This window comes from Pseudomonas sp. ADPe, assembly GCF_014843515.1.
Lineage (GTDB): Bacteria > Pseudomonadota > Gammaproteobacteria > Pseudomonadales > Pseudomonadaceae > Pseudomonas > Pseudomonas citronellolis.
Genome location: NZ_CP062122.1, coordinates 4177301 through 4202912 on the forward strand (window position 1 = coordinate 4177301; position 25612 = coordinate 4202912).

General features: G+C 68.8%; 22 protein-coding genes. 4 read left to right on the forward strand and 18 right to left on the reverse strand.

The features are described from left to right. Positions 1-34: 34 nt before the first annotated feature. From IG194_RS18965 to leuS, 9 genes are all read right to left on the reverse strand, one after another. Positions 35-1339: a lytic murein transglycosylase gene (locus tag IG194_RS18965; protein WP_371263889.1), complete on the reverse strand. Its 1305-nt coding sequence runs from the start codon at positions 1337-1339 to the stop codon at positions 35-37. 77 nt (positions 1340-1416) lie between these two features. Then, positions 1417-1707, reverse strand: a complete 291-nt coding sequence (locus IG194_RS18970) for a hypothetical protein (protein ID WP_058488463.1) — start codon at positions 1705-1707, stop codon at positions 1417-1419. 129 nt (positions 1708-1836) lie between these two features. After that, positions 1837-1989 carry an alternative ribosome rescue factor ArfA gene (arfA, locus tag IG194_RS18975; RefSeq protein ID WP_043313745.1) on the reverse strand — a complete coding sequence of 51 codons (153 nt, stop codon included), beginning with the start codon at positions 1987-1989 and terminating at the stop codon, positions 1837-1839. Between the two features lie 81 nt (positions 1990-2070). Continuing rightward, on the reverse strand, positions 2071-3027 hold the full coding sequence (locus tag IG194_RS18980) for a helix-turn-helix domain-containing protein (protein ID WP_058488464.1): 957 nt from the start codon (positions 3025-3027) through the stop codon (positions 2071-2073). Positions 3028-3123: 96 nt separating this feature from the next. Then, on the reverse strand, positions 3124-5205 hold the full coding sequence (locus IG194_RS18985) for a hydantoinase/oxoprolinase family protein (protein WP_058488465.1): 2082 nt from the start codon (positions 5203-5205) through the stop codon (positions 3124-3126). A 10-nt stretch (positions 5206-5215) separates the two neighbouring features. Next, positions 5216-6952: a hydantoinase B/oxoprolinase family protein gene (locus IG194_RS18990; protein ID WP_058488466.1), complete on the reverse strand. Its 1737-nt coding sequence runs from the start codon at positions 6950-6952 to the stop codon at positions 5216-5218. A 347-nt stretch (positions 6953-7299) separates the two neighbouring features. After that, positions 7300-8337: a DNA polymerase III subunit delta gene (holA, locus tag IG194_RS18995; RefSeq protein WP_009617330.1), complete on the reverse strand. Its 1038-nt coding sequence runs from the start codon at positions 8335-8337 to the stop codon at positions 7300-7302. A gap of 39 nt (positions 8338-8376) precedes the next feature. Further along, positions 8377-8991, reverse strand: a complete 615-nt coding sequence (gene lptE / locus IG194_RS19000; protein ID WP_043273491.1) for an LPS assembly lipoprotein LptE — start codon at positions 8989-8991, stop codon at positions 8377-8379. Between the two features lie 61 nt (positions 8992-9052). Then, positions 9053-11674 carry a leucine--tRNA ligase gene (gene leuS / locus IG194_RS19005; protein ID WP_058488467.1) on the reverse strand — a complete coding sequence of 874 codons (2622 nt, stop codon included), beginning with the start codon at positions 11672-11674 and terminating at the stop codon, positions 9053-9055. A 237-nt stretch (positions 11675-11911) separates the two neighbouring features. Between leuS and IG194_RS19010 the strand changes: the two genes are divergently transcribed. Together IG194_RS19010 and IG194_RS19015 are read left to right on the forward strand one after the other, a co-directional pair. Further along, positions 11912-12340 (forward strand): hypothetical protein, encoded by a 429-nt coding sequence (locus tag IG194_RS19010; protein WP_009617334.1) that lies wholly within the window; start codon positions 11912-11914, stop codon positions 12338-12340. A gap of 50 nt (positions 12341-12390) precedes the next feature. Then, on the forward strand, positions 12391-13152 hold the full coding sequence (locus IG194_RS19015; RefSeq protein WP_058071572.1) for a YdcF family protein: 762 nt from the start codon (positions 12391-12393) through the stop codon (positions 13150-13152). 204 nt (positions 13153-13356) lie between these two features. Here the strand turns inward: IG194_RS19015 and lnt are convergent, their stop codons facing one another. The 5 genes from lnt to miaB all read right to left on the reverse strand — a co-directional run bounded on the left by lnt (position 13357) and on the right by miaB (position 18970). Next, a complete protein-coding gene (gene lnt / locus IG194_RS19020; protein ID WP_058488468.1) occupies positions 13357-14886 on the reverse strand; it encodes an apolipoprotein N-acyltransferase in 1530 nt (509 codons plus the stop codon). A gap of 321 nt (positions 14887-15207) precedes the next feature. Continuing rightward, positions 15208-16047, reverse strand: a complete 840-nt coding sequence (locus tag IG194_RS19025; protein WP_009617338.1) for an HlyC/CorC family transporter — start codon at positions 16045-16047, stop codon at positions 15208-15210. A gap of 21 nt (positions 16048-16068) precedes the next feature. Next, entirely contained in the window at positions 16069-16530 is a 462-nt protein-coding gene (gene ybeY, locus IG194_RS19030) for an rRNA maturation RNase YbeY (RefSeq protein ID WP_058488469.1), read from the reverse strand. Then, positions 16523-17539 carry a PhoH family protein gene (locus IG194_RS19035; protein ID WP_043273496.1) on the reverse strand — a complete coding sequence of 339 codons (1017 nt, stop codon included), beginning with the start codon at positions 17537-17539 and terminating at the stop codon, positions 16523-16525. Before IG194_RS19035 ends, ybeY begins: the two co-directional genes overlap by 8 nt. Positions 17540-17629: 90 nt before the next feature. Continuing rightward, positions 17630-18970: a tRNA (N6-isopentenyl adenosine(37)-C2)-methylthiotransferase MiaB gene (gene miaB / locus IG194_RS19040; protein ID WP_043273497.1), complete on the reverse strand. Its 1341-nt coding sequence runs from the start codon at positions 18968-18970 to the stop codon at positions 17630-17632. A gap of 132 nt (positions 18971-19102) precedes the next feature. Here miaB and IG194_RS19045 point away from each other — a divergent pair, with 132 nt between their 5' ends. Continuing rightward, the gene (locus tag IG194_RS19045) at positions 19103-19432 is read left to right on the forward strand and encodes a DUF1820 family protein (RefSeq protein WP_009617346.1); all 330 of its coding nucleotides are present in this window, start codon (positions 19103-19105) and stop codon (positions 19430-19432) included. 57 nt (positions 19433-19489) lie between these two features. Here the strand turns inward: IG194_RS19045 and IG194_RS19050 are convergent, their stop codons facing one another. The 4 genes from IG194_RS19050 to IG194_RS19065 all read right to left on the reverse strand — a co-directional run bounded on the left by IG194_RS19050 (position 19490) and on the right by IG194_RS19065 (position 23037). Further along, entirely contained in the window at positions 19490-20035 is a 546-nt protein-coding gene (locus IG194_RS19050; RefSeq protein ID WP_058488470.1) for a tetratricopeptide repeat protein, read from the reverse strand. Between the two features lie 215 nt (positions 20036-20250). Further along, positions 20251-21534, reverse strand: coding sequence for a glutamate-1-semialdehyde 2,1-aminomutase (gene hemL / locus IG194_RS19055; RefSeq protein WP_058488471.1), 1284 nt, complete (start codon positions 21532-21534; stop codon positions 20251-20253). A 62-nt stretch (positions 21535-21596) separates the two neighbouring features. After that, entirely contained in the window at positions 21597-22220 is a 624-nt protein-coding gene (thiE, locus tag IG194_RS19060) for a thiamine phosphate synthase (protein WP_009617352.1), read from the reverse strand. Positions 22221-22239: 19 nt separating this feature from the next. After that, on the reverse strand, positions 22240-23037 hold the full coding sequence (locus IG194_RS19065) for a hydroxymethylpyrimidine/phosphomethylpyrimidine kinase (RefSeq protein WP_024128129.1): 798 nt from the start codon (positions 23035-23037) through the stop codon (positions 22240-22242). A 180-nt stretch (positions 23038-23217) separates the two neighbouring features. On the opposite strand from IG194_RS19065, the gene IG194_RS19070 reads away from it, so the two are divergent. Further along, positions 23218-25605 carry a hybrid sensor histidine kinase/response regulator gene (locus IG194_RS19070; RefSeq protein ID WP_058488472.1) on the forward strand — a complete coding sequence of 796 codons (2388 nt, stop codon included), beginning with the start codon at positions 23218-23220 and terminating at the stop codon, positions 25603-25605. The last annotated feature ends 7 nt before the right edge of the window (positions 25606-25612 follow it).

The window sequence follows — 25612 nt, forward strand, 5'->3', positions numbered from 1 at the left end:
TGCGGGCCGGCGTTGCCGGCCCGCACTGGACCTTTCAGTCGCCTTGCTGCAGGCGCGCCAGCAGCGCCGGAGTGGGGTAGCCGTCGGCCGGCAGGCCCTGGCTCTGCTGGTAGGCGCGGATGGCCGTGCGGGTGTTGGCACCGATGATGCCGTCCGGGTTGCCCGGCTGGTAGCCGCGGGCGGCCAGGCCCTGCTGCAGGGCGATGCGCTCGCTGCGGCTGAGCGGGCGGTCTTCCACCGGCCAGCCGGCCTCGATGCGGCCCAGGCCCTTGAAGCTGTCCGACAGCAGCCCGACGGCCAGCGCATAGGCGGTGGAGTTGTTGTACCTGAGGATGGCGCGGAAGTTGTCCAGCACCAGGAACGCCGGGCCGCGGTAGCCGGCCGGCAGCAACAGCGAGGCCGTGGCCTGGGGGTTGCCCGGCAGGCGCCCGCCCACCGGTTGCACGCCCAGGCGCAGCCATTCGCCGATCGGCTTGCGGATGCTCATGTCGGCCTGGGCGTAGTCGAAGCCCTGGGCCAGGCGCACCTCGAAACCCCAGCTCTGGCCGGGCTTCCAGCCGGAGGCCTGGAGGTAGTTGGCGGTGGAGGCCAGGGCGTCGTCGGCCGAGCGCCAGATGTCGCGGCGGCCGTCGCCGTCGAAGTCCACCGCGTACTGGTCGTAGGTGGTGGGGATGAACTGCGTCTGGCCCATGGCGCCGGCCCAGGAGCCGACCATGGCGCTGGCCGGCACGTCGCCGTGCTGGATGATCCGCAGGGCGCTCAGCAACTGGCCGTGGGCGTACTCCGGGCGGCGCCCTTCGTAGGCCAGGGTGGCCAGGGAGCGGATCACGTTGCGCTCGCCCATGTTGTTGCCGAAGTTGCTTTCCATGCCCCAGATCGCCACCACGGCCTCGGCATCCACCGCGTAGCGGCTGTCGATGCGCTGCAGCACGGCGGCGTTCTGCGTCAGCTTGCCCTGGCCATTGCGGATGCGCGCCGGCGACACGGCGCCGGCCAGGTATTCCCACACCGGCCGGGTGAACTCCGGCTGGCTGCGGTCGGCGGTGACCACCGCCGGGTCGGGCTCCAGGCCGGCGAAGGCCTGGTCGAAGGTCTGCGCGCTGATGCCGGCGGCCAGGGCCTGCTGGCGGAAGCCCTCGCGCCAGGTCTCGAAGCTGATGGACGGCAGCGGCTGGCCATCGGCGTCGAGCAGCACGCTGGCCGTGGACGGCTGCGAATTCGCCGCCGGCGCGTCGGCGCAGGCGGAGAGCACGCAGGCACTGAGAAGGGTCAGGCAGAGGGGAAACAGACGGAAGGGTGAAGCGGGTGTGCGCATTGCGCTCCTCGGCGGGTTCTTCAGGCAGCGGCCACCTTAGCACGCGGACGCCGGAGCGTCTGCCGCCGGGCCGGGCGCCGCGATGACAGGTTGTTGCAGGTTCAGGGGGCGGGCTTGGCCTTGGCGGCGCTCTGGTCCAGCTCCTTGAGCATCTGGTCGTAGGCCGCGCAGTCGTCCGGGCGCTCCTTGCTGGAACGGCTCTTCTTCATGGCGGCGAGCTGGGCGTTGAGGCGCTTGGCGGTTTCCGGGTCGCGCTTGGTGATGGCGGCGACCTTGTCCGCGACCTGGCGGCCCTTGGCCAGGGCCTGCTGGTCGGAACAGAAGGCCCAGGCCGAGCCGGCCATGGGCAGCAGGGCCAGCACCAGGCCGGCGGCGAGTGTCCTGGTGTTCATCGTGCTTCTCCGGGTGTCGTGCCTATTCCATGGAGGCTCGAACGGGCTGCCAAGTTCAATCGAACTGGCCGGGAAGCGCAGGGGGCGGGGAGGGACGAGGGCAGGGCGATGCGGAGGGACGTGCGGTTTTCAGGCTGCCAGAAAGAACGAAGCCTCCCAGTTGTGGGAGGCTTCGCGGCGGTAGCTGCCTTTGCCTTTCTGCGGTTTTTCCTGGCGGCTGCGGAACAGCGGTTGGGCTACCAGGGACTTGGCCTTGTTCGGCCGCTTGGCTTTCTTCGCCATGCTCTTCTCCTCGGGATGAACGCCCGCCCATTGCGGGCGCGGGCATCATCGGCGCTTTCGCCGGGAATGTCCATGCTCGGCTCAGGCCTTTGGTCGGTTGCGCCGGACCTCGCCGGGGGTGACGCCGAAGCGCTGCTTGAACAGGCGGCTGAAGTGGGCCTGGTCGGCGAAGCCCCAGCGGTAGGCCAGCTCGCCCAGCGGCAGGTTCGGCGGGCCGCTGCTCAGGGCTTCGTGGCAGGCCTGCAGACGCAATGCGCGAATCCACTCCTGCACGCTGCGGCCGCTGCCCTGGAACAGGCGGTGCAGGTAGCGCACCGAAATGCCGCAAGCCGCGGCGATGTTGGCTGGACTCAGGTCGTTGTCGCCGAGGTGGCGGTGGATGTGCCGCTCGATGCGCAGCAGGTGGGCGGCGCTCACCGCGCTTTCGCCGCTCTCGCCCGGGGCCTGGCGCTCCAGGGCCAGGCCCAGCAGTTCCATGAGCTGGCGGCCAAGGTGCGCTTCGTCGCCGGGGTGCAGTTCGCCGAGGCGCCGCACGCACAGCTCCAGGTAGTCGACGAAAAGGGCGCCGGCGCCCTGGCTGGCGTCGAAGGCCAGGGCGCAGAGGCGATCGGGTGCGGCCACGTGGCGGCGCAGGGTGGTTTCGGGCAGCTTGAGCACGCGCAGCAGGTTGTCCTGGGCGTAGTGGAACTCGTAGGGCTCGGCGCTGCGCTCGAGGACGAAGGACCCGGGCGCGCAGCGGATGCTGCGGCCGCGCTGGGTAAATTCGAAACAGCTGTGCAGCGGCAGCGTCAGCAGGAACGACGCCTCGTCGCAGGCGCTCAGGTGGCGCGTCTGGCGGCGGTAGCACAGCGGCGTGGAGCGCAACTGGGAGAGCGACAGTTCGCCCAGGTCGAAGAGCTCCAGGCTGGCGCACAGGGGCTGGGGCCCGGTGTAGTCCAGTTCCAGCGGGAAATAGGCGCCGCTGACGCACTGGTTCCAGTAGGCCTGGCGCTGCTGTTCGGGCTGGCTGGCGGTGTCGAAGCGGGCGATGGCGGTCATGGCGGGCGCTGTGTGGCTGGCGTGCAGGGGCGTTTTTCAAGCAGGTCCCGTGCCGCATCCCGGGCAACGGCCGGGGCGGGGCCCCGGCCGTGCGGCTCAGCGCTGGCGGGTCAGGCGGTAGCAGCCGGACTCGTGCAGCTCGACGACCCAGCCGGGGCGGATGAGGATGTTGGTGGTGGCTTCTTCGATCACCGCCGGGCCGTGCAGGCGGTCGCCGGCCAGCAGCAGGGCGCCCTGGTAGACCGGCGTGTCGGTGCGGATGCCGTCCTCGCCGAAGAGCATCGGCCGGCTGCCGGCCAGGGCCCGCCGGGCGTGGCCGTCGCTGGCCGCCAGGCTGGGGAAGGGCGGGCGCGAGACGCGGCCGATCACCTGGCTTTCCAGGTTGACGATCTCCACCGGGTTGTCCGCCTCGGCGTAGGTGTAGAGCGCCTCGTGGCGGCGGTGGAAGGCTTCGACTATGGCCGGCAGGGTGTCGGCGTTGACCTGCAGGTCGCCGATTTCCACCGTGCATTCGTGGATCTGCCCGACGTAGCGCATCTCCAGGCTGCGCACCACGGCGATGTCCTCGTCGCGGAAGCCGTCGCCGCGCAGGGTGGCGCGGCCCTGCTGCTCCAGTTCGGCGAAGGCCGCTTCCAGGCCGGCAAGGTCGGCGTCCTCGCGGGCGAGGATGGGGTAGGTGGCCAGGTAGTTGTGCTTCACGTCGGAGAGGATCTGCCCGAGCGCGCACAGGCCGGAGGCGACCTTGGGGATCAGCACGGTGTCGATGCCCATGTCCTCGGCCAGCGCGGTAATGTGCACGCCCGCCGCGCCGCCGGCGCCGATCAGGGCGAAGTCGCGCGGGTCGTAGCCGCGCTCGATGGACACGCGGCGGATGCCGTTGACCATGTTGGCGTTGACGATGGCGTGGATGCCCCAGGCCGCCTTGTCCGAGTCCATGCCCAGGGGCTCGGCGATCTTCCCGCGGATGGCCGCCAGCGCCGCCTCGCGGTCCAGGCTGATGCGCCCGCCCAGGCGCGCCTCGGGGTTGAGGTAGCCCAGGGCGAGGTTGGCGTCGGTCACCGTCGGCTGCTCGCCGCCCTGGCCGTAGGCCACCGGGCCGGGGCTGGAGCCGGCGCTCTGCGGGCCCACCTCGAGCATGCCGTAGGGGTTGATGTGGGCGATGGAGCCGCCGCCGGCGCCGAGGGTCTCGACCTGGATCATCGGCACGCCGATGCGCTGGCGCAGGAAGTCGGCGTCGCGGCTGAGGTTGGTCTTGCCTTCGCGGGTCAGGGTGATGTCGAAGGAAGTGCCGCCCATGTCCACGGTGATGACGTTGCGGATGCCGAATGGCTGGGCCACGAACAGCCCGGCCTGGGGCGCCGAGGCCGGGCCGGAGTTGATCGCGTTCACCGCGCGGCCGCGCATGTGCTCGCCAGTGGCCAGGCCGCCGTTGGACTGGAAGTAGCGCACCGGGCGCTGGGCGCCGAGCTGGCGGAAGTAGTCGTCGATCTTCGCCACGTAGCGCGCCATCACCGGGCTCAGGTAGGCGTTGACCAGGGTGGTGGAGGTGCGGGTGTATTCGCGGATCTGCGGGAACACCTCGGTGCCGGTGCAGACGAACACCCCCGGCAGCATCTCGCGGAGGATGGCCGCGGCGCGCTGCTCGTGGGCCGGGTTGCGCACCGACCAGAGGAAGGACACGGCGACCGCCTCCACGCCCTGCTCGGCGAACAGCCGCGCGGCCTCGCGCACGTCGTCCTCGTTCAGCGGCGTGTGCTCGCGGCCATCGGCGAGGATGCGCCCGCGCACCGGGCGGCGCAGGAAGCGCGGGGCCAGCTGCGGCGCCGGCGGGTAGTCGGGGTCGTAGCGGTAGCCTTCTTCCTTGTGGCCCAGGCGGATCTCGATGCTGTCCTCGTGGCCGGCGCTGGCCAGCAGGCCGACCTTCACGCCCTTCAGCTCGATCAGCGCGTTGAGCGCCACGGTGGTGCCGTTGATGCAGAGGTCGCAGTTGGCGACGACCTCTTCCACCGGGCGGCCCAGCGCCAGGCTGATCTGGCGCAGGCCGTCGGCGATGGCCAGGGTGCCGTCCTGCGGGGTGGAAAGGGCCTTGAACAGGTGAACGCGGCCTTCGCGCTCGGCCAGGATGAAGTCGGTGAAGGTGCCGCCGGCGTCGACACCGAGGCGGTATTGGCTGTGCATGTCGGTTTCCTCAGGCGGTTTGGCGGCGTTGGGCGGTGGCGTCGTGGTCGACTTCGCCGGCGGGGCTCAGCACCACGCCGTAGTCGAGTTCGGCGCCCTGCGGCGAAACCAGGCCGTCGCGCACGTCGCGGGCGACCGCCTCGGGCAGGCGGCGGAAGGCCGGGCCGTAGCCGCCGCCACCCGGGGTGCGGTTGACCAGGCGCTCGCCGGGCTTGAGCACGGTCATGACGTTGCGGGTGTGCTTCTCGTGCTCGCCGCCTCGGACGATCTCCACGCCGCCCAGCTTGGGCGCGTCCAGGCCGTTGGCCGCGCCGGCGGCGCCCATGGTGGTGCGCTGGCGGCCTTCGCCGAAGGAGATCACGGTCATCTCGTGGTCCAGCGGCTCCACTTCCAGGCAGGTGCCCGAGCCGCCGCGCAGCTGGCCGGCGCCGGCGCTGTCGGCCATCAGGCCGTAGCGGTGGATGAGGATCGGGTAGCTGTACTCCAGCAGCTCGATGTCCCCGGAGTAGAGCGCGCCGAAGCAGCACAGCGGGCCGCAGGCGTGCCAGCCGTCCAGCTCCGAGGTGGCGCCGGCGCCGGAGATGATCGAGGCCAGCACCATGGTCACGTATTCCTCGCCGGTGCGCGGGTCGACGCCGGCGATGTTCACCCCGCTGGTGTGCCCCCAGGAGGCGGTGACGCGTTCCGGCGCGGCCTGCTCGAAGGCCTGGCGCACGGCGTCGGTGAGGGTTTCCATGGGCGTGGTGGTGCAGTTGACGTGGGGCGCCGGTTCCTCGGCGTTGCACAGGGTGCCTTTCGGCCCCAGGTCCACGCTCACGCAGCGGTACAGCCCGGCGTTATAGGGCGGCGGCACCTGGGCGAACATCATCAGCCCGAGGTAGATGCCCGACATCGAGTTGCCGGCGTAGGAGTTGATGAAGTAGGGCACCTGCGGCGGGCTCTGCACGGCGATGTGGCAGCTGTCGTCCTCGATGGTGACGGTGGCGCTGATGGCCAGTTCGCCCAGACCGTGGCCGGAGTCCTCCAGCACTGCGTGGCCGGTGTAGCTGCCGTCGGGCACCGAGCGGATCAGCTCGCGCATCTGCCGGTCGGCCATGTCCTTCAGCTCGGCGATGCACTCGCGCACCGTGGCCACGCCGTACTTGTCGAGCAGGGCGACCAGGTTGCGCTCGCCGACGCGGCAGGCGCCGTACTGGGCGTTGAGGTCGCCTTCCTGGTTGCGCCGGGCGCGCATGTTGGTGAGCAGCAGGTTGATCACGTCCTCGCGGCGGCGGCCCTTTTCCCACAGCTTCACCGGCGGGATGCGCAGGCCTTCGGCGTAGATTTCCTTGGCGTCGGGGTTGTAGCCGGCCGGCACCGGGCCGCCGATGTCGGTGAGGTGGCCCTTGCACACGGTCCAGAACACCAGTTCGCCCTGGTAGAACACCGGCTTGTACATGCAGCAGTCGATGATGTGGCTGCCGGCGTAGGTGGGGTCGTTGTGGTAGATCACGTCGCCTTCGGCGATGTCGTCGCCGAAGTAGCCGGACACGGCTTTCATCGCCGGGATCAGCGAGCCCAGGTGGATGGGGATGTCCTGGCCCTGCAGGATCATTTCCGAGTGGTGGTCGAAGAGCGCGTTGGAATAGTCGTGGGCGAGGTTGAAGACGCTGGAGCGGCTGGTTTTTTCCAGCGTCAGGGTCATCTCGCGCTGGGTCATCTCCAGCGCGCCGCGCACCACGGCCAGGGTAATAGGATCGGCCGGCATCGCTTTGTTCTCCTTATCGGCGGGTCGATGGGGCGACGATAGGGAGGCGCCGGCCGGGCGTATTGCGCGGCAGCGCAGTGGTTCTTGTCGTACAGCGCACAGGTGCCGAACGGCGGTTGTCCGGCATCAACCTGTAGGAGCGGGCCCTGCCCGCGATTCGCGCGCAGGGCGCGCTCCTACGAGATGCCGTGCGACTGTCTTGCCCACTGCACCGAGGCGCTTTTCGTAGGATGGGTTGAGCTTGCGAAACCCATGCGGTGGTGGTGATGGGTATCGCTTCGCTCAACCCATCCTACGGGTGTCGTGTTTGCCGGAGGATGTATTCGCGATTGCGCCAGGCCGGGAAATCAGCCCGGCGGCAACGGCAAACGCTGGCCGGCCAGCAGCAGCGCCAGGCGCGCCAGGCCGTTCCAGGCGTCGCCCTGGGCCTGGCCCTTGATCTGCGCGTCGATCAGCTGGGCGTCCTGCAGCAGCTGGTTCCAGCGGTTGCCGCTGTGGCGCTGCAGGGCGCGGGTGAGCAGGGGGCGGCGTTTGTCCCACACCGGCGGGCGGCACTGGGCGAAGGCCTTGTCCAGGGGCACGCCCTGGCCGAACTGCTGGGCGATGCCGGCCAGCTGGCGGATTTCCCGGGCCAGGGCCCAGAGGATCACCGGCGGCTCCACGCCCTCGCCGCGCAGGCCTTCGAGCATGCGCAGGCTGTGCGCGGCTTCGCCGGCCAGGGCCGCGTCGATCAGGCCGAACACGTCGAAGCGCGCGCTGTCGGCCACCGCCGCCTGCACGGTGGCGGCGTCGAGCTGGTTGCCGTCGGCCAGCAGCTTGAGCTTTTCGATCTCCTGCGCGGCGGCCAGCAGGTTGCCTTCCACCCGCGCGGCGATCAGGTCCACCGCGTCCTGGCTGGCGGCGAGGCCGGCCTGGGACAGGCGCTGGCGAATCCACTGCGGCAGCTGGTGCACGTCCACCGGCCAGATCTGGATGAACTGCGCGGCCTCGCCGTCGATCAGCGCCTTGGCCCACTTGGTCTTCTGGGTGGCGCCGTCGAGCTTGGGCAGGGTGACCAGCAGCACCGTGTCTTCCGGCGGGCGCTGCAGGTATTCCTGGAGGGCGGCGGCGCCCTTGTCGCCGGGCTTGCCGGAGGGCAGGCGCAGTTCCAGCAGGCGCTTTTCGGCGAACAGCGAGAGGCTGGCGCCGGCTTCCAGCAGCAGGCCCCAGTCGAAGTTGGCTTCGGCGTTGAACACCTGGCGTTCGCTGAAATCACGCTGGCGGCAGGCGGCGCGGATGGCGTCGCAGGCTTCCTGGCAGAGCAGCGGTTCGTCGCCGCTGACCACGTAGACGGGGGCCAGGCTGCCCTGCAGGTGCTTGGCGAGTTGGGCGGGATTGAGCTTCATGAAAGTACTGGGGCCGGCATGGCCGGCCCCCTGGTCCTCTTACTGCGCCTTGGGCAGTTCGATCGGCGACTGCTGCGGCTGCTGCCTGGCCGCTTCGTCCGCGGCCTTGAGCGCGTCGGCTTCGGCCTTGGCCTTGGCTTCGGCCTGCTGCTGCAGGTATTCCAGGCGGGCCGGGGTGAGCATCTGCAGGCGCAGGGCGAGTTGCTGCACCAGGTCGCGGCGCATTTCCTTGCGCAGCTGGGCGGCTTCCTGGTCGGAGCCGATCAGGTTGTTCTCGTCGTGCAGGTAGACCTTCTGCACCTCGACCTTGTCGGTCATCAGCAGCAGGTTGTCGGCGCCGCGCACTTCGTAGTCGACCGTGGTGGTCAGCTCGTACTCGGCACTGCGCGCCGAGCTGCTGTAGCTGGCGGTGCGCTGGGTCTCGGCCTCGCTGGCGAGGAACAGGTGGTAGGGCGCGCTCTTGGTCACTTTCACGCCGCTGTTCTCCAGCAGGCGCTGCAGGTCCTTGACGGTGTCGCCATAGGCGTTGCGCGCGCTCAGGTCGACTTCCTTGAGCGCGAAGTTCGTATCGCCCAGGCCGCGCAGGTGGAAACCGCAGGCGGCCAGCACGGTGGTCAGGCCGATCAGCGCGATGCCGGTCAGGATACGTTTCATCAAGCTTCCCTCACTCCTGTTGATCCGGGTTGCCCGCGGCAAGCGCCGCGGGCGAATGCCATCAGTTGGCGACGATGTTGACCAGCTTGCCGGGGACCACGATCACCTTGCGGATGGTCAGGCCGTCGGTGAAGCGCAGCACGTTCTCGTTGGCGCGGGCGGTGGCCTCGACGTCTTCGCGGCTGGCCTCGGCCGGCACTTCGATGTGCCCGCGCAGCTTGCCGTTGACCTGCACCACCAGTTGCAGGGTGTCCTGCACCAGTGCGCTCTCGTCGACCTGCGGCCAGGGCGCGTCGATCACCGCGCCGGTGTGGCCCAGCTCGTGCCAGAGCACGTGGCTGATGTGCGGGGTGATCGGCGCCAGCAGCAGGGCGACGGTCTCCAGGCCTTCCTGCAGCAGGGCGCGGTTGCCGGCGCCTTCCTGCGGGACCTTCTCCAGCACGTTCATCAGCGTCATCACCGCGGCGATGGCGGTGTTGAACTTGTGGTTCTGGCCGATATCCTGGCTGGCCTGCTTGATGGCCAGGTGGATGGCGCGGCGGATTTCCTTCTGCGCGTCGTCCAGCGTGTCCTGCGCCACGGCGGCGGCGAAGCCGGCGTTGACGTGGGCCTGGGCCAGGCGCCAGACGCGGCGCAGGAAGCGGCTCGCGCCCTCGACGCCGGAGTCGGACCATTCCAGGCTCATGTCCGGCGGCGAGGCGAACATCATGAACAGGCGGCAGGTATCGGCGCCGTAGGCGTCGATCATGGCCTGCGGGTCCACGCCGTTGTTCTTCGACTTGGACATCTTCTCGGTGCCGCCGATCTCCACCGGCAGGCCGTCGGTCTTCAGGCGCGCGCCTATGACCTTGGCCTTGGCGTCGCGCTCGACTTCCACGTCGGCCGGGTTGAACCAGTCCTTGCCGCCGTTGGCGGTGGTGCGGTAGTAGGTCTCGGCGACCACCATGCCCTGGGTCAGCAGGTCCTTGAACGGCTCGTCGGAGTCGATCAGGCCCTCGTCGCGCATCAGCTTGTGGAAGAAGCGCGCGTACAGCAGGTGCAGGATGGCGTGCTCGATGCCGCCGATGTACTGGTCCACCGGCAGCCAGTAGTTGGCGGCCTTCTTGTCCAGCATGCCGTCTTCGAACTGCGGGCAGGCGTAGCGGGCGAAGTACCAGGACGACTCGACGAAGGTGTCCATGGTGTCGGTTTCGCGCTTGGCCGGCTGGCCGCATTTCGGGCAGCTGCACTCGTAGAACTCGGGCATCTTGGCCAGGGGCGAACCGGCGCCGTCCGGCACCACGTTCTCCGGCAGCACCACCGGCAGCTGCTCGGCCGGCACCGGCACGTCGCCGCAGGCCTCGCAGTGGATGATCGGGATCGGGCAGCCCCAGTAGCGCTGGCGGCTGATGCCCCAGTCGCGCAGGCGGAACTGGGTGCGCGCCTGGCCCAGGCCCTTGGCGGCCAGGTCGGCGCCGATGGCGTCGAAGGCGGCCTGGTAGCCGAGGCCGTCGTACTTGCCGGAGTTGACGGTGCGAATGCTGTCGTCCTTGGCGCCGTACCACTCCTGCCAGGCGCTGGCGTCGTAGCCGTCGTCGCCGGCGGCCAGGGTGATCACCTGCCGGATCGGCAGCTGGTACTTGTTGGCGAACTCGAAGTCGCGCTCGTCATGGGCCGGTACGGCCATCACCGCGCCTTCGCCGTAGGTCATCAGCACGTAGTTGGCGATCCACACCGGCAGCTTCTCGCCGGTCAGCGGGTGCTCGACGAACAGGGAGGTGGCGACGCCCTTCTTCTCCTGGGTGGCGATGTCCGCCTCGGCGACGCCGCCGCGCTTGCACTCGTCGATGAACGCCTGCAGGGCCGGCTCGCGCTGGGCGGCCAGGGTCGCCAGCGGGTGCTCGGCGGCCACGGCCACGTAGGTGGCGCCCATCAGGGTATCCGGGCGGGTGGTGAAGACCTTCAGTTGGCCGGCCTCGCCGATGGAGGCCTGGTCGTAGGGGAAGGCGATCTCCATGCCGCGGGACTTGCCGATCCAGTTGCGCTGCATGGTCTTGACCTGCTCGGGCCAGCCCGGCAGGTGGTCGAGGCTTTCCAGCAGTTCTTCGGCGTAGGCGGTGATCTTGAAGTAGTACATCGGGATTTCGCGCTTCTCGATCAGCGCGCCCGAGCGCCAGCCGCGGCCGTCGATGACCTGCTCGTTGGCCAGCACGGTCTGGTCCACCGGGTCCCAGTTGACGGTGCCGTTCTTGCGGTAGATCACGCCCTTCTCGAACAGGCGGGTGAACAGCCACTGCTCCCAGCGGTAGTAGTCCGGCTTGCAGGTGGTGACTTCGCGCGACCAGTCGATGGCCAGGCCCAGGCTGTTGAGCTGGGCCTTCATGTAGGCGATGTTGTCGTAGGTCCAGGCGGCGGGGGCGACGTTGTTCTTCATCGCAGCGTTTTCCGCCGGCATGCCGAAGGCGTCCCAGCCCATCGGCTGCAGGACGTTCTTGCCCTGCATGCGCTGGTAGCGGCTGATCACGTCGCCGATGGTGTAGTTGCGCACGTGGCCCATGTGCAGCTTGCCGCTCGGATACGGGAACATCGACAGGCAGTAGAACTTCTCCTTGCCGGGGACTTCCTCGACGCGGAAGGAGTTGTGTTCGTTCCAGTACTTCTGGGCCTGGGATTCGATCTCGAGAGGCTGGTATTGCTCGTGCATGGCGCGACTTGGACCTGTACGGAATAGACGGCGCGGCCGTGGGAGCGGAGCGGGCGCTCCCGTCTTGCCGGGGCACCGCGGCGGCCGGTCGGCAAGGGGCTGCATAAAGCCTCGTAGCATACATGAGCCCTCCCCGAGCCGGTAGCCCGCGCCGTTTGTCGCGCGCTCGGTGGCCCGGGGGCCGGGGCGCTAAGCTTGGCCTGAGGGCGGGAGGTTTCCGCCTGCTTGAGGTGACTGATGGCTGAGCTGCATCGTGCAAGTTTGTCGGGTCCCGGTCTTTATGAGCGGTTGTTGCATCGACTTGAACTGGCCCTGGACGAGGCCGAGACCGCGGAACGCCTGCGCGATGAGCATCCCGAGGAATTGGAGTTGCGCGGCCTGAGCAGCGCCGAGATGCAGCTGATCCGCGCCTACCTCGACCAGGATGTCAACTGGCTGCGCGGCTGGCACGCCGCCGCCGAGGAACTGGCGCTGATCGAGCACGCTCCCGCCCGCTCCACGCGGGCGCGCCTGGGCGGCAGCGCCGGCAAGACGCGTCCGTCCCACCGCCACCTGCAATTGCTCTGCGCGCTGTGCGGCACGCCGGTTGTGTACAACCGCCAGCACGGGGTGATGCCCTGCGCTTCCTGTGGTTCGCAGTTGTTCCGCGGCTCCCGCGGGCGTTGATTCCGCGCGTTCATCCGCTAGGCTGTGGCGCTCCATGAAAGGAGCCGCCGATGCCGTTGCGCTATCTCATCAAGCAGATCCTGATGCCGCCGGGCATCCTGCTCATTCTCCTGTTGCTGGGCTTCGTCCTGCGCCGCCGTCGGCCGAGGCTGGCGTTGGCCTGCTTCGTCGCCGGGTTCGCCGGCTTCTGGCTGCTCAGCCTGCCGCTGACGGTGGAGTGGGGCGCGCGCCTGCTGGAGCGCCAGCCAGCCCTGGCGCGTTCGGAGTGGGCGGGGTTGGCGCAGCGCGCCGAGGCCATCGTCATCCTCGGCGCGGGCCGCGAGCGCGGCGACCCGGCCTGGGGCGACGACCAGCCCGGGCTCATGGCCCGCGAGCGGCTGCGCTACGCCGCGCGCCTGGCCAAGGCCAGCGGCTTGCCGATCCTGACTTCCGGCGGCCTGCACTACGGCACGCCGCCCAGCGAGGCGCAGATCATGGCCACCAGCCTGGCGGATGACTACGGCGTGAGCGTGCGCTGGCAGGAAGGGCGCAGCCGCACCACCTGGGAGAACGCCGCCATGAGCGCGGAAATTCTTCGCCAGGCCGGCGTGCGCCGCGTGGTGCTGGTCACCCAGGCGCAGCACATGCCGCGTGCGGTCTGGAGTTTCGAGGCCAATGGCCTGGAGGTGGTGCCGGCGCCGATGGGCTTCATCGGCGTGGACAACGCCCGCCCGTTCGGCGGCTGGCTGCCGGAGGCCAAGGCGTTCTGGCAGAGCAACCAGTTGCTCAACGAGGCGCTGGGGTTGCTGGGGTACCGGTTGTTCTATCGCTGAGGGGATGCATCGCGGACCTTGTCCGCGATTCGCGCGCAGGGCGCGCTCCTACAGGGGAACGATGTGGGTGGGGCAACGTAGGGCGGATAACCGTTCGCGGTTATCCGCCGCCTGACCTTGGCTGCATTCCGCTCGGTGTCGAGCACGGAGCCGCTGTTGAACTCAACCTCGGCGTACAACCGCGAACGGTTGTACGCCCTACACTCAACCGAACATCCGGCGCTGCTCGGGCGCGGTCTGGCGGCGCGCCACGGCCCAGAGCGCCAGGACCACCGCCAGGCTGCCCAGCGGCCACAGGCGCCATTTCAGGTAGGGCGTCAGGCCCTGCATCGGGGTGACCTCGCCGCGCAGCACGCCCTGCTGGAACTGCGGGATCTCGTGGGCGATGCGGCCCTGCGGGTCGATCAGCGCGGTGACGCCGTTGTTAGTGCCGCGGACCATCCAGCGTCCGGCTTCCAGGGCGCGCATCTGCGCCATCTGCAGGTGCTGCAGCGGGCCGATGGAGGTGCCGAACCAGGCGTCGTTGCTGATGGTCAGCAGCAGCTGGCTCTGTGCCGCCAGGCCGGCTGCGAACTCCGGGTAGACCACTTCGTAGCAGATGTACGGCGCGACGGCGTAGCCCTTGGCCTTGAGCAGCGCCTGGTCGGCCGGGCCGCGGGCGAAGTCGGACATGGGCAGGTCGAAGAAGGTGATCAGGCCGCGCAGGTCCTGCAGCGGCACGTACTCGCCGAAGGGCACCAGCTTCTGCTTGAGGTAGTCGCCGCTGCCGTCGCCGACCACGGTGATGCCGTTGTAGTAGTGCACGCCGTCGGCGTCGCGCTGGCGCATGGGCACGCCGGTGATGAGCGCGGCGCGCTTCTGCTTCGCCATCTCGTCGAGCATGGCCAGGTAGCCGCCGGCCTGGTCCTTGAGCAGCGGCACGGCGGTTTCCGGCAGGACGATCAGGTCGACATCGTGCTGCTCGGCGCTGAGGTCGCGGTACAGCTCCAGTTGCGCGGTGACGTGCTTGGGGTCCCACTTCATGTCCTGGGCGACGTTGCCCTGGATGGCGGCGACGGTCAGCGGCGCGCCGGCGGGGGCGGTCCAGGCGTGGCCCTTGAGGACGAGGCCGGCGATCCACGGTGCCAGCAGCAGGAGCAGGCCGACGACCAGTTGCGCCGGGCGGAAGGTCAGCTGCGGCAGGTTGATCAGCAGCGCGGCGCACAGGGCGATGCTGAAGGAGATCAGCCACACGCCGCCGATCGGCGCCAGGCCGGCCAGCGGGCCCTGCAGCTGGCTGTAGCCGGTGAACAGCCAGGGGAAGCCGGTGAGGAACCAGCTGCGGAACACCTCCAGGCCCAGCCACAGCGCGGCGAAGGCCAGGGAATCGCTGACCGGTGCGTTGTTGCGCCGCAGCAGGCGCACCCAGGCCCAGGCCGGCAGGCCGAAGAAGAACGCCACCCCGGCGCTGAAGCCGACCACCAGGAAACCGGCCAGGGCCGGCGAGGCGCCGCCGAAGTCGTGGATGCTGTAATAGATCCAGCCGGTGCCGGCGAGGAAGGCGCCGAAGCCGTACCACCAGCCGCGCCACAACGCCGAGCCCGGGGTGACGCCACGCAGCCCGAGGTAGAACAGGGCGACGGAGAGCAGCGCCAGCGGCCAGATGCCGTAGGGGGCCAGGGCCAGCGGGGTGATGGCGCCGGCGGCGAGGGCCAGCAGGTGGCCCGGCCAGCCGGGACGGGTGATCCAGCGCATCGGTATTCCTTGGAAGCGATTTGGCGATGCGCAAGAGTAATGGAGAGACGAACGGTCGGCTATGGGGACGAGGGCGAAAAGCCACGAGGCGTCTGCGACGCGGTGTTGCAGGACGTCTGAACGGCCCGTAGGCGCGGAGCTTGTCCGCGGCGGGAGGCGCTCTTCGTAGGATGGGTTGAGCCTTGCGAAACCCATGCGGTTGCGGTGATGGGTATCGCTTCGCTCAACCCATCCTACGATGGTGCTTCCCTGGAACTGTAGGAGCGGGCCCTGCCCGCGATTCGCGCGCAGGGCGCGCTCCTACAGAGCAGCAGGCCCGCCTCAGTCGCGCAGCGGCGTCAGGCGCAGCAGGTGCAGGCGGCGGCTGTCGGCGTTGAGCACGCGGAAGCGGAAACCGCCCAGCTCGGTGGTCTCGTTGCGCTTGGGCAGGTGGCCGAAGGCGCTCATCACCAGGCCGCCGACGGTGTCGAATTCCTCGTCGGAGAATTCCGCGCCGAAGAAATCGTTGAAGGCTTCCACCGGGGTCAGCGCCTTGACGATGAAGTCGCCGCTGGGCAGCGGCTTGATGTAGCTGTCTTCCTCGACGTCGTGCTCGTCCTCGATGTCGCCGACGATCTGCTCCAGCACGTCCTCGATGGTCACCAGGCCCGCCACGCCGCCGTACTCGTCGATGACGATGGCCATGTGGTTGTGGTTGGCGCGGAACTCGCGCAGCAGCACGTTCAGGCGCTTGGACTCGGGCACGAAGGTGGCCGGGCGCAGCAGGTCCTTGATGTTGAAGGCGTGGCTGTCGTCGTGGAGGATCAGCGGCAGCAGGTCCTTGGCCAGCAGCACGCCCATCACGTCGTCGAGGCTCTCGCCCACCACCGGGTAGCGCGAGTGCGCCGCCTCGATGATCGCCGGGAGGAACTCGCGCGGGCTCTGGCTGGCCTTGATGCTGATCATCTGCGAACGCGGCACCATGATGTCGCGCACCTGCAGGTCGGCGACCTGGATGGCGCCCTCGACGATGGACAGCGCCTCGCTGTCCAGCAGCTTGTTGTCGTGGGCGTCGCGCAGCAGCTCGAGGAGCTCCTGGCGGTTTCTCGGCTCATGGGCAAAAGCCTGGGTGATCTTGTCCAGCCAGGACTTATGCCCGTTGCTCGATCGGTCTTCGCTCATCTTTCCTTTGCTCGTTGGCTTTTATTCTTCATCCGCCGCGTACGGGTCGGGGTAGCCCAGTTCGGCCAGCAATTGCCGTTCCAGGGCCTCCATTTCCTCGGCCTCGGCGTCTTCGATATGGTCGTAGCCCAAAAGGTGCAGGCAACCGTGGATCACCAGGTGGGCCCAGTGCGCCGCTGGTTCCTTGCCCTGTTCGGCGGCTTCGCGCTCGACCACCGGCACGCAGATCACCAGGTCGCCCAGCAGCGGTATGTCCAGCAGTTCGTCGGGTACGTCGGCGGGGAAGGACAGCACGTTGGTGGCGTAGTCCTTGTGCCGCCAGGTGCGGTTCAGCTCGCGGCCCTCGGCCTCGTCCACCAGGCGAATGGTCAGCTCGGAGTCGGCCTGGCGCTGGCGCAGGGCCAGCTCGCACCACTGGCGCAGCTGCGCCTCGGCGGGCAGGTCGGCAGCCTGGCTGGCGACCTGCAGGTCGAGTTCAAGCATCGCGGGTTTCCCCGGGGGCGCGCTCGCCGTCCTGGCGCAGCGGCTGGCGTGCCTCGAAACGCTCGTAGGCCTCGACTATGCGTTGCACCAGTGGGTGGCGCACCACGTCCTTGGGCTTGAAGTGGGTGAAGCTGATGCCCGGCACGTCGCGCAGCACTTCCATCACGTGCTTGAGGCCCGAGCGGGTGCCGCGCGGCAGGTCGACCTGGGTGGCGTCGCCGGTGATCACCGCGGTGGAGCCGAAGCCGATGCGGGTGAGGAACATCTTCATCTGCTCGATGGTGGTGTTCTGGCTTTCGTCGAGGATGATGAAGCTGTTGTTCAGCGTGCGGCCGCGCATGTAGGCCAGCGGCGCGACCTCGATCACCTGGCGCTCGATCAGCTTGGCCACGGTCTCGAAGCCGAGCATCTCGTACAGGGCGTCGTACAGCGGGCGCAGGTAGGGATCGATCTTCTGCGACAGGTCGCCAGGGAGGAAGCCGAGCTTCTCGCCGGCCTCCACCGCCGGGCGCACCAGCAGGATGCGGCGGATCTGCTCGCGCTCCAGGGCGTCCACCGCGCAGGCCACCGCCAGGTAGGTCTTGCCGGTGCCGGCCGGGCCGATGCCGAAGTTGATGTCGTGGTCGAGGATGGCCTTGACGTAGCGCTGCTGGTTGGCGCCGCGCGGGCGAATGTGCGCCTTGCGCGTCTTCAGCGTGATGCTGGGCGCTTCGCCGGAGCTGGCCAGGTCTTCCAGGCCGGATTCCTGGAGGAACAGGTGGACCATGTCCGGGGTCAGCTCGGTGCCGCTCTGCGCCTCGCGGTACAGGCGCTGCAGCAGGTGCTCGGCGGCCTGGGTGCGCGCGGCCTCGCCAACCAGTTCGAACTGGTTGCCGCGGTTGCGGATCTCGATGTCCAGGCGTTTCTCGATCTGGTGCAGGTGCTCGTCGAACTGCCCGCAGAGATTGGCGAAGCTGCGCGCGTCGAAGGGTTCCAGGGTGAAGCGATGAAGATCCAGGGGGGCGTTCAAGGTGCTGTCGGTATGACCGTTGGGAAATTAGGGATGACCGAAGAATAACCCCGGCGGCCCCTGTGGGAAAGTCGGGCGCCGGGATGCACTTCAGTGGCGGGTGGGTTCGATGAGGCGGCCGCGCAGCGAGTTGGGCAGCGCTTCGTAGATCTCCACCTCGGCGAACTGGCCGATCAGGCGCGGATTGTCGCAGGCGAAGTTGACCACGCGGTTGTTCGCCGTGCGGCCCTGCAGCTGGCCCGGGTCGCGCTTGGAATAGTCGGTGACGAGGATGCGCTGGATGCTGCCGACCATGCGTCGGCTGATCTCGAAGCCCTGCTGCTGCAGGCGCGTGTTGAGAATCATCAGGCGCTGCTTCTTCACTTCTTCCGGGGTGTCGTCCGCCAGGTCCGACGCCGGGGTGCCCGGGCGCTGGCTGTAGATGAAGACGAAGGAGTAGTCGAAACCGACTTCTTCCACCAGCTTCATGGTCTGTTCGAAGTCCTTGTCGGTCTCGCCGGGGAAGCCGACGATGAAGTCCGAACTGATGCAGATGTCCGGCACCGCGGCCTTGAGCTTGCGGATGCGCGACTTGTATTCCAGCGCGGTGTGGTTGCGCTTCATGGCGGCCAGCACGCGGTCCGAGCCGGACTGCACCGGCAGGTGGACGAAGGGCACCAGCTGCGGCAGTTCGGCGTGGGCGGCGATCAGCGCGTCGCTGAACTCCAGCGGGTGCGAGGTGGTGTAGCGGATGCGCTCGATGCCGTCGACCTCGGCGACCACGCGCAGCAGTTCGGCGAAGTCGGCGATGCGCCCGTCATGGGTGGCGCCGCGGAAGCCGTTGACGTTCTGCCCCAGCAGGGTGACTTCCCTGACGCCGTTCTCGGCCAGGTGGATGACCTCGGCGAGCACGTCGTCGAACGGCCGGCTGACTTCCTCGCCGCGGGTGTAGGGCACCACGCAGAAGCTGCAGTACTTGCTGCAGCCTTCCATCACCGAGACGAAGGCGGTGGGGCCGTCGACGCGCGGTTCGGGCAGGCGGTCGAATTTCTCGATCTCCGGGAAGGACACGTCCACCTGCGGCTTGCGGGTGGTGCGCGCGGCGTCGATCATTTCCGGCAGGCGGTGCAGTGTCTGCGGGCCGAACACCACGTCGACGAACGGCGCGCGCTCGCGGATGGCGGCGCCTTCCTGGCTGGCCACGCAGCCGCCGACGCCGATCACCAGTTCCGGCTTGCGCTGCTTCAGGGCCCGCCAGGCGCCCAGTTCGGAGAACACCTTCTCCTGGGCCTTTTCGCGGATCGAGCAGGTATTGAGGAGGATCACGTCGGCTTCTTCGGCCTTCGCGGTCAGCTCCAGGGCATGTTCCTCGCCCAGCAGATCGGCCATGCGCGAGCTGTCGTACTCGTTCATCTGGCAGCCGTGGGTCTGGATGAAAAGCTTCTTGGCCATGCGCGTTTCGTCGGGGAAATCCAAAATGACCGGGCATTATAGTGGCGCGCCGGGCCCGTTCCTAGGGTTGCGCGCCAGGCGGCTGTGCTATGATTCGCGCCCTCCTTTTCGCAGAACTGTCACCCGTCGTTCATGAACAAGCGCGAGAACCCGATCTACAAAGTCGTCTTCCTCAACCAGGGCCAGGTGTTCGAGATGTACGCCAAGCAGATCTACCAGAGCGATCTGTGGGGCTTCCTGGAAATCGAGGAGTTCGTCTTCGGCGAGCGCACCCAGGTGGTCGTGGACCCCAGCGAAGAGAAGCTCAAGGCCCAGTTCGAGGGCGTTATCCGCAGCTTCGTGCCGCTGCACGCGATCATCCGCATCGACGAAGTCGAGCGCCTGGGCACACCGAAGATCAGCGAAGCCAAGGGCGGCGGCAACGTGATGCCGTTTCCGATGCCGATGCCGGACAAGAGCTAGAAGCTTGAAGCCATGAGCTGGAAGTGGCTGCATGCTTCCAGCTTCCAGCTTCTTTTTTTAGGGCAACGGCGAAAACGGCGTATTGCCCGCGGTCTGCAGTTCGATCAGGTAGTTGCGGAAGATCTGCCCCAGCACCTTGCTGGCGATGTCCAGTTCGTCCTTGCTCATCTGCTCGGCGACCAGGTCGGCGCTGTCCATGGCGTCTTCGGCGCCGTTCACCGCGGCCATCTTCAGCACTATGTAGGCCTGGATGTTGTTGGCCTTGACCCCTTCGCCGCGGAAGAACATGGTCCCCAGGCGCCACTGGGCCTGGGCGTGGCCCTGCAGCGAGGCTTTTTCGTACCAGCGCAGGGCGGCGGGGAAGTCGCGCGGGGCGCGTTCGCCGGTGTAGTAGTACTCGCCCAGTTCGAACTGCGCCTGGGCGTCGCCGCCATTGGCGATCTGCTGGCAGCTGGCCAGGGCCTGCTGCAGTTGCTCGGGGACGGTGTTCAGGGTGCAACGGCCGGTCGCCGGAACCAGCAGCGAGTTGCCTCCCGCCTGCGCGAGCAGGGGCGAGATGAACAACAGGCTGCCCAGCAGCAGGGCGCGACCAGAACGGTACATGGGGAGAAACGGCCTCCGGCAACGGGGCGGGCACAATGCCCGGCCGGCGAAAACGTGCCGGCCTGCACATTATGAAATAAGCCGATGCTTCCTTACAAAGTCTTTACGGTGTTTTTCGCGGTTTCCGTCCGAATGGCCAAGAAACCGGCGTAGGGCTCGCCGGGAAAGCGTAACGACGGAAAATTGGCCGCGGCGGGCGCCGCGGCCGGAGGGAGTTACTTGAGGGCGGCGAAGGCACGCTCGGCGGCGTCCAGGGTCAGCTTCAGCTCGGTGTCGCCGTGGGCGATGGAGGTGAAGCCGGCCTCGTAGGCGCTGGGCGCCAGGTACACGCCGCCGTCCAGCATCAGGTGGAAGAAGCGCTTGAAGCGCTCGGCGTCGCTGGCCATCACGTCGGCGAAGGTGACGATGTCGTCCGCGCCGCTGAAGTACAGGCCGAACATGGCGCCGGCCTGGGTGGTGACGAACGGGATGCCGGCGGCATCGGCGCGCTCCTGCAGGCCCTGCAGCATGCGGCTGGTGTAGTCGGTCAGCTCGTCGTGGAAGCCCGGGCGGCTGATCAGCTTCAGGGTGGTCAGGCCGGCGGCCATGGCCAGCGGGTTGCCCGACAGGGTGCCGGCCTGGTAGACCGGGCCCAGCGGGGAAATCTGCTGCATGATCTCGCGCTTGCCGCCGAAGGCGCCCACCGGCATGCCGCCGCCGATGATCTTGCCGAAGGTCGACAGGTCCGGGGTCACGCCGTACAGCGCCTGGGCGCTGCCGAGGTGGACGCGGAAGCCGGTCATCACCTCGTCGAAGATCAGCACCACGCCGTGCTTGTCGCAGGCCTTGCGCAGGCCCTGGAGGAAGCCCGGGGCGGGCGGCACGCAGTTCATGTTGCCGGCCACCGGCTCGACGATGATGCAGGCGACGTTCCGGCCGCACTCGTCCAGGGCCTTCTCCACCGCTTCCAGGTCGTTGAACGGCAGCGTCAGGGTGTGCTTGGCGAAGTCCGCCGGCACGCCCGGGGAGTTCGGCACGCCGAAGGTCAGGGCGCCGGAGCCGGCCTTCACCAGCAGGCTGTCGGAGTGGCCGTGGTAGCAACCCTCGAACTTGATGATGTCGTCGCGCCCGGTGTAGCCGCGGGCCAGGCGGATGGCGCTCATGGTCGCCTCGGTGCCGGAGCTGACCATGCGCACCATGTCCATGGACGGCACCAGCGAGCAGACCAGGTCGGCCATTTCCACTTCCAGCGCAGTCGGCGCGCCGTAGGACAGGCCGTGCTCCAGCTGGCGGCGCACCGCGTCGAGCACTTCCGGGTGGGCGTGGCCGAGGATCATCGGGCCCCAGGAGCCGACGTAGTCGACGTAGCGCTTGTCGTCTTCGTCCACCACGTAGGCGCCTTCCGCGTGCTTGAAGAACAGCGGGGTGCCGCCGACGCTCTTGAAGGCGCGCACCGGCGAGTTGACGCCGCCGGGGATGTGCTTCTGGGCGTTGGCGAAGAGGAGTTCGGAACGGGACATGGCGACCTCTCGTTGGGATCCGTGAAAGCGGGGCGGCGCCGGGCCGGCGCCGCGGGAAAAGGTTAGAACAGCGCGGCGAAGGCGCGGGCGCGGCGCTCGACCTCGGCCGGGGTGTCGGCGGCGAAGAGCGCGTTGATCACCGCCAGCAGGTCGGCGCCGCGGCCGATCAGCTCGGGGGCGTTGTCCAGGCTCACGCCGCCGATGGCCACCAGCGGCACGTTGGCGAAGCGCGCGCGGGCCTGCTCCAGCAGCTCGGGGCTGGCCTCGGAGGCGCCGGGCTTGGTCAGCGACTGGAAGAAGCGGCCGAAGGCCACGTAGTCGGCGCCCTCGGCGACGGCCTGGTCGGCCAGTTGCAGGCTGCCGTGGCAGGTGGCGCCGATGATCGCCTGGCGGCCCAGCAGGGCGCGGGCGGCGGCCAGGGAGCCGTCGGTCTGGCCCAGGTGCACGCTCACGCCCAGGCGCGCGGCCAGCTCGGCGTCGTCGTTGATGATCAGGGTGGCGCCGTGGCGCTCGCACAGCTCGCGCAGGGCCTCGGCCTCGCGCAGGCGGCGCGACTCGTCGGCGGACTTGTCGCGGTACTGCAGCAGGCGCGCGCCACCGCGCAGCGCGGCCTCGACGTAGGGCAGCAGGCGGCCGTCGGCGAGCAGCTTGCTATCGGTGATGGCGTAGAGTCCGCGGAGTTTCATGAAGGCCTCGGCAGGTGAATCAGGAGCAGAAGTCCAGCGGCAGCCGGCGCGGGACGTACTGGCCGTGGCCGGGGGCCTCGGCGTCGCGCAGGGTGCGCCAGGTGTAGTCGAGGGCGCTGCGCACGGCGCTGGCCAACTCCTCGCCCAGGGCCAGGCGGCCGGACAGGGCGCTGGCCAGGGTGCAACCGGAGCCGTGGTAGCTGCCCGGCAGGCGCTGGCAGGTGAAGGTGTGCCGGCTGCCGTCGCGGCCGTACAGGCGGTTGTGCACCTCGGACTCGTCGCCGTGGCCGCCGGTGATCAGCAGGTTGCGGATATACGGCAGCAGCTTCTCGGCGCATTCCTCGGCGCTGCCTTCGGGCAGCTCGGCGAGGATGCGCGCCTCCGGCAGGTTCGGCGTGGCAATGGCGGCCACCGGGAACAGCCGCTCGCGGATCGCGTAGCCGACTTCGTCCTTGCCCAGGGCGCCGCCGCCGCCGGCGCGCAGCACCGGGTCGCAGACCAGCGGCACGCCGGGCAGCGACTGCATGATCTCGACCACGGTGTCGACCATCTCCACCGAGCCGAGCATGCCCAGCTTGACCGCGGCCACCGGCAGGTCGGCGATCACGGCGTTGGCCTGGGCCAGCACCCACTCGCGGTCGAGCACGCGGAAGTCGGAAACGTTGACGGTGTCCTGAACGGTCAGCGCGGTGACGGCGGGCGCCGCATGGCAGCCTTGGGCGATCAGGGCTTCGATGTCGGCCTGCAGGCCGGCGCCGCCACTGGGGTCGTGGCCGGACAGGCAGAGCACTACGGGACGGGAGGTTGGCGTTTTCATGGCGCGGGAGCTTACCACTAAACCCGGCAGGCGTCGTTTGCCCCGACCCCCGGCCCGGCGCTGCTTGATCGTCATGCCGGCGTGCTAAAGTTGGCCGATTCGAAAATCACGCCCACAGGGCGCGCCGATCGCGGGGGATGGGGCCCCTGGGCGCCGTCCGGAGGGGCACTGCGGGGTAGCATGCAGCGCTGGCTGATCCTCTTCCTTCTCCTTCTTTCGCCGCTGGCCGGCGCGGTCAGCTTCGACGAGCACACCAGCCGCCTGCCGCTGGGCCACTCGATCGACGTCTTCGAGGACGTGCGCGGCACCGCCGACATCGCCGACATCACCTCCGCGGCCCTGGCCGACAGCTTCCGCCGCCACGACCGCGACGTGCTCAACGCCGGCTACTCGCGCTCGGTGTTTTGGATCCGCCTGGACCTGGACTACCGCCCGCAGGAGTCCCAGGACCCGGCGCCCTGGCTGCTGGAACTGGCCTACCCGCCGCTGGACCGCCTGGACCTCTACCTGCCCGGCGCCGACGGCAAGTACCAGCTGGCCCAGCGCACCGGCGACACCCTGCCGTTCGCCAGCCGGCCGATCAGCCTGACCAACTACCTGTTCGACCTCAAGCTGGCGCCGGGCAAGCCGCTGCGGGTGTACCTGCGCCTGGAGAGCCAGGGCTCGATCCAGGCGCCGCTGACGCTCTGGTCGCCCAAGGCCTACATGGAAAACCTGCCGGGCAACGTCTACGTGCTCGGCATCATCTACGGCGTGCTGCTGGTGATGCTGGTGTACAACCTGTTCATCTTCGTCAGCGTGCGCGACACCAGCTACCTCTATTACATCCTCTACATCGCCTCCTTCGGCCTCTACCAGGTCTCGGTCAACGGCGCCGGCATCGAGTACTTCTGGCCCAACAGCCCCTGGTGGGCCAACGCCGCCACGCCCTTCCTGATCGGCTCCGCCAGCCTGTTCGGCTGCCAGTTCGCGCGCAGCTTCCTGCACACCCGCGAACACAGCCCGTGGGTCGACCGCACCCTGCTGGCGCTGATGGCGGTGGGCGCGCTGGTGATGCTGCTGGCGTTCTCGGCCAGCTATGCGTTGTCGCTGCGCCTGGCCACCTACCTGGCGCTGGCGTTCGTGGTGGTCATCTTCAGCGCCGGCATCCTCGCCTGGCTGCGCGGCATGCGCGTGGCGCGCTACTTCATCTTCGCCTGGACCGCCTTCCTCCTCGGCGGGACCATCAACACCCTGATGGTGCTGGGCTTGCTGCCCAACGTGTTCTTCACCATGTACTCCGGGCAGATCGGCTCGGCGCTGGAGGTGGGCCTGCTGTCCCTGGCCCTGGCCGACCGCATCAACGCCATGAAGGAAGAGCGCACGCGCATCCTCCAGGAATCCAGTCGCAAGCTGGAACAGCTCAACCTCGAACTGGCCAACAGCAACCGCCTGAAGGACGAGTTCCTGGCCACCGTCACCCACGAGCTGCGCACGCCCATGAGCGGGGTGATCGGCTCGCTGGAGCTGATGCAGACGGTGCCCATGGACGTGGAGCTGGCGCAGTACCAGAAGACCGCCACCGGCTCGGCGCGTGACATGATGCGCATGGTCAACGACATCCTCGCGCTGATCGAACTGCAGGCCGGCAAGCTCTACCCGCGGCGCGAGCCCTTCAGCCTGCGCGGCCTGTTCGACAGCCTGCGCGCCCAGTACGCGCCGCGCGCCGAGGCCAAGGGCCTGCGCTTCGACCTGCAACTGGAGGAGAACCTGCCCGACACCCTGGAAGGCGACGCCGGCAAGCTGGCCCAGACCCTCGGCTACCTGCTGGACAACGCCATCAAGTTCACCCACCAGGGCGGCGTGAGCCTGCGGGTGGACGGCCAGCGGCAGAGCGACGGCGTCGCCCTGCGGGTGACGGTGCAGGACTCCGGCATCGGCTTCGAGACGCCGGCCGACGATGCGCTGTACCAGCGCTTCCACCAGCTCGACGGCTCGCTGACCCGCGAGTACGGCGGCCTGGGCATCGGCCTGGCGCTGTGCCGCCAGCTCACCGAGCTGCTCGGCGGGCAGCTGCAGCACCATTCCAGCCCCGGGCGCGGCAGCCGCTTCGTCCTCGAACTGAACCTCGGCCAGCCGGCGCAGAGCTTCAGCGTGCCGCCACGCCGCGCCGGCGGCCAGGCCCTGCGCCGTCCGGAACAGTGCACGGTGCTGGTGGTGGAGGACAACGCCATCAACCAACTGGTGATCCGCGGCATGCTGCTCAAGCTGGGCTACCGGGTGCGCACCGCCGACAACGGCTCGGAAGCCATCGACCTGCTGCGCCGCGAAGGCGTCGACGCCGTGCTGCTGGACTGCCAGATGCCGATCATGGACGGCTTCGCCACCTGCCGGGCGATCCGCGCGCTGCCCCAGGGCGGCGAGCTGCCGGTGCTGGCCATCACCGCCCACAGCCACAGCGGCGACCGCGAACGCTGCCTGGCGGCGGGCATGAGCGACTACCTGGCCAAGCCGGTGAAGTTCGAGGAACTGCAGACCCTGCTGCACGACTGGCTGCTGTGCCAGCCGGCGCTGCCCAGCCACGCCTGATCCGCCA

Excerpts from the sequence above, each read along its gene's own strand:
- IG194_RS18970 (WP_058488463.1), bottom strand. The coding sequence starts at position 1,707 with ATGAACACCAGGACACTCGCCGCCGGCCTGGTGCTGGCCCTGCTGCCC.
- arfA (WP_043313745.1), bottom strand. The coding sequence starts at position 1,989 with ATGGCGAAGAAAGCCAAGCGGCCGAACAAGGCCAAGTCCCTGGTAGCC.
- IG194_RS18980 (WP_058488464.1), bottom strand. The coding sequence starts at position 3,027 with ATGACCGCCATCGCCCGCTTCGACACCGCCAGCCAGCCCGAACAGCAG.
- IG194_RS18985 (WP_058488465.1), bottom strand. The coding sequence starts at position 5,205 with ATGCACAGCCAATACCGCCTCGGTGTCGACGCCGGCGGCACCTTCACC.
- IG194_RS18990 (WP_058488466.1), bottom strand. The coding sequence starts at position 6,952 with ATGCCGGCCGATCCTATTACCCTGGCCGTGGTGCGCGGCGCGCTGGAG.
- holA (WP_009617330.1), bottom strand. The coding sequence starts at position 8,337 with ATGAAGCTCAATCCCGCCCAACTCGCCAAGCACCTGCAGGGCAGCCTG.
- lptE (WP_043273491.1), bottom strand. The coding sequence starts at position 8,991 with ATGAAACGTATCCTGACCGGCATCGCGCTGATCGGCCTGACCACCGTG.
- leuS (WP_058488467.1), bottom strand. The coding sequence starts at position 11,674 with ATGCACGAGCAATACCAGCCTCTCGAGATCGAATCCCAGGCCCAGAAG.
- IG194_RS19010 (WP_009617334.1), top strand. The coding sequence starts at position 11,912 with ATGGCTGAGCTGCATCGTGCAAGTTTGTCGGGTCCCGGTCTTTATGAG.
- IG194_RS19015 (WP_058071572.1), top strand. The coding sequence starts at position 12,391 with ATGCCGTTGCGCTATCTCATCAAGCAGATCCTGATGCCGCCGGGCATC.
- lnt (WP_058488468.1), bottom strand. The coding sequence starts at position 14,886 with ATGCGCTGGATCACCCGTCCCGGCTGGCCGGGCCACCTGCTGGCCCTC.
- IG194_RS19025 (WP_009617338.1), bottom strand. The coding sequence starts at position 16,047 with ATGAGCGAAGACCGATCGAGCAACGGGCATAAGTCCTGGCTGGACAAG.
- ybeY (WP_058488469.1), bottom strand. The coding sequence starts at position 16,530 with ATGCTTGAACTCGACCTGCAGGTCGCCAGCCAGGCTGCCGACCTGCCC.
- miaB (WP_043273497.1), bottom strand. The coding sequence starts at position 18,970 with ATGGCCAAGAAGCTTTTCATCCAGACCCACGGCTGCCAGATGAACGAG.
- IG194_RS19045 (WP_009617346.1), top strand. The coding sequence starts at position 19,103 with ATGAACAAGCGCGAGAACCCGATCTACAAAGTCGTCTTCCTCAACCAG.
- IG194_RS19050 (WP_058488470.1), bottom strand. The coding sequence starts at position 20,035 with ATGTACCGTTCTGGTCGCGCCCTGCTGCTGGGCAGCCTGTTGTTCATC.
- hemL (WP_058488471.1), bottom strand. The coding sequence starts at position 21,534 with ATGTCCCGTTCCGAACTCCTCTTCGCCAACGCCCAGAAGCACATCCCC.
- thiE (WP_009617352.1), bottom strand. The coding sequence starts at position 22,220 with ATGAAACTCCGCGGACTCTACGCCATCACCGATAGCAAGCTGCTCGCC.
- IG194_RS19065 (WP_024128129.1), bottom strand. The coding sequence starts at position 23,037 with ATGAAAACGCCAACCTCCCGTCCCGTAGTGCTCTGCCTGTCCGGCCAC.
- IG194_RS19070 (WP_058488472.1), top strand. The coding sequence starts at position 23,218 with ATGCAGCGCTGGCTGATCCTCTTCCTTCTCCTTCTTTCGCCGCTGGCC.